Here is a 2,679-nt window from a genome sequence, read left to right as displayed (position 1 = left end):
GGCTTCAACGCCCGCTACCTGCTGGATGCGCTCCGGACATGCCCGGCCAAGCGCCTTCAACTACATATGAAGGAACCGGTCAGTCCCTGCCTCATTGTGAGCCCAGACAGCCATAGCCGGTGGAAGCATGTGATCATGCCGGTCCGCTAATAATATTATGGAGGCGATGATGCCCGGTCTGGCTCCATCACCAAACGCAGCCTCATGGGGGTGGACTTCATACCGGCGGGCCGGCTGGCTCAATCAGCAGGGCCAGCGGCTGTATGTCGTTCACTTCCAAAGCACCGAGGGTCAAAACGGTTACACCAGGATCACGCTTCATGTCTGGGCTCGCCGGCCGGTCCTAGCCCTTCGGGCTCTGTGCAAGGAGAAGAAAAGCGAGGAAGAACTTCTTCGGTACGACTGGGCCAGCCTTGATTAATCCTCCGACATAATGTCGTCGCGGGCCTCACCAGATCTCCGTTCAGTTCATCCTAACTAGCAGCCATTCGACCGGTTGACCGGATTTTGACGGCCCTTCAGAGCAATGTCCGGGCAGCAATCAGTTGGAGATGGGCGCATACCACCACACGAGGTGCTCTCATGAAACGGTTCCATGTTGTGGGACAATTTCACCAAGCGCTGGCCAAGCATGCGAAGCAGGTGGCTGATGTGCAGGCCAAGAAGCTCTCGACCGCTCTGCGCCTAGCCGTTGCTCAGATGGAAAGACGAGAAGGGATAAGAAAGATCAGACACAAAATCGTTCGATTCACCGTTGTCATCAGTTATGAGCGGGATACGGACACCTCGTCGATCTCTAACTGATATGCGGGCAACTTTTCGCCAAAACATTCAACGTCGGCTCATCTATCTTGGACCTGTATGCCCACCTTTACGACTGGAACGCCTTAGACTAACCTGGCGCCAGGCGACGGACGCGCATCTTTTCACCCTTGTCCCGTCCGGCCCAAGAAACTGAAGGATGGCACCACATCCGAGCAGCTATCCGGCAGCCATACGCTTCGCCCTCCTTCCAGTAATACTGAGAGCAGGCGCCCTCGCACCCCAAGCCGAGGTCTCGCTTCAATCAGCACCCGTGCTTCCCGAACTAACCCTTCGAACTGAGTAGGTATTGGCCATGTCGATACGCTCACAAAAGACGACGACCCGCCACCTCCTCACCGTCGCGCAGCTTGCCGACCGATGGCAGGTGACCGACGACTATCTCTATCGGGCGGTCTTGGGTCGTCCTGATGGAATACCGGCCTTTCGTCTGGGCCACAAGCCACGCTCACCCTGGCGCATCGCGCTTGCTGACGTGGAGAGGTACGAGGAATCCCACAAAGTATGCTATGATCCCGCCGCTCAGTCAGACCGTAAGCGGCGCGGTGCGGCATGATCAAGAAACTCGGCGAAGGGAAATGGCTGGTGGACTTCCAGCCCCGCCGGCATGCCCCACGTGTGCGCCGCACTGTCCATGGGTCTAAAAGTGTCGCCGAGCAGGTCCTTTCCGACCTTCGTCTCCGGACGCTCGCCGAGCAATTTGGCTGGCCGCAGCCATCAGACACTACAGTCAAGCAGCTCGTCGAGCGCGTCATCCAAGACTATAGCGATAATTCGCGCAAGAGCCTCAAGTCGGCTAAACAGCTCGCGAAGTTTTGGAAAGACTGGTGCGGCGGGAAACGTGCCGAGGACATCACTGGCGAAATGCTGAAGGATTGGGCTCGCGAGTGGATCGCGGGTGACCTTTCGCCAGCCCGCTGCAACCGGCGGATCCGCTTTCTGCTCCGTGGCTACACACTCGGTATCAAGTCCGACCCTCCTCTGATCTCACGGAAGCCGGCCTGGAAAGATCTCGCCGAAGCAAAACCTCGCTCAGGGTTCAGAGAGTGGGATGAGTTTGTGAAGATTCGCCAGGCTCTTCCAGAACACGCCAAGATCCCAGTGACCATCGAATATTGGACCGGGATGCGGTCAGGAGAAGTCCACGCCCTTGAATGGCCACAGATTCGGTTCGATCACAAGGAGCGCGTGGTGTATATCCACCTCCCCGACTCCAAGTCCGGAGAGCCACGCCTTGTCGCCATGAGCGGCGACCTCTACGACACGCTCTGGTCGTGGCGGCGTCGGATGCAGAGTCGCCACCCAAACTGTTTCTGGGTCTGCCAGTATCGAGGTCGTCACTGCAGGTCAATCAGGACAGCCTGGATGACCGCGTGCGTCAGAGCGGGCCTCGGCAGGTGGAGAAAGCCCGATGAGCCTGACATAGGCAAGCGCGGGTTCATCGGTCCACGGTGCCATGATTTCCGCAGAACCGCTGTTCGGAATTTGATCAGAGCGAGAGTTCCGGATAAGCTGGCGATGCAGATCAGCGGACACAAGACCCGTTCAGTATTCGAGCGATACAACATCATCTCGGAACGGGATCTCGTCGAGGCGGGCCGTGCAGTGGTCGAGGAGCACCGAAAACGGGAGGGTCGGCAATCGGTCGACACCTCGAATGGACCACAGCGACAGAAGCCGCGCCAGCTGCGGCGATCGTGAGCCACCGTGACGGTTTTGTAAACCGCCGGTTGGAGGTTCGATTCCTCTCGCCAGCTCCATACCACACTCCGTGTGAGCCGCCGGCTCTTCAACGCCTTACCGTAATCGACGCCGGCGGATAAATCCCTCCGGTAGATGCGACTTCGATTGCCTGAC

General features: G+C 58.3%; 4 protein-coding genes and 1 pseudogene. All 5 read left to right on the top strand.

Annotated elements, in window-relative coordinates:
* Window positions 1-150: pseudogene (locus tag ACOSYY_RS06850) on the top strand (DNA polymerase III subunit beta); the annotation flags it as partial.
* 16 nt (window positions 151-166) lie between these two features.
* Window positions 167-421, top strand: coding sequence for a hypothetical protein (locus ACOSYY_RS06845; protein ID WP_421661521.1), 255 nt, complete (start codon window positions 167-169; stop codon window positions 419-421).
* 161 nt (window positions 422-582) lie between these two features.
* Entirely contained in the window at window positions 583-804 is a 222-nt protein-coding gene (locus ACOSYY_RS06840) for a hypothetical protein (protein WP_421661520.1), read from the top strand.
* 313 nt (window positions 805-1,117) lie between these two features.
* On the top strand, window positions 1,118-1,378 hold the full coding sequence (locus tag ACOSYY_RS06835) for a helix-turn-helix domain-containing protein (protein WP_421661519.1): 261 nt from the start codon (window positions 1,118-1,120) through the stop codon (window positions 1,376-1,378).
* Window positions 1,375-2,523: a tyrosine-type recombinase/integrase gene (locus tag ACOSYY_RS06830; RefSeq protein WP_421661518.1), complete on the top strand. Its 1,149-nt coding sequence runs from the start codon at window positions 1,375-1,377 to the stop codon at window positions 2,521-2,523. The genes ACOSYY_RS06835 and ACOSYY_RS06830 overlap by 4 nt, the downstream gene beginning before the upstream one ends.
* The last annotated feature ends 156 nt before the right edge of the window (window positions 2,524-2,679 follow it).

Source organism: Nitrospira sp. BLG_2, from assembly GCF_049222245.1.
This window is presented reverse-complemented; position numbering and strand designations above follow the sequence as displayed.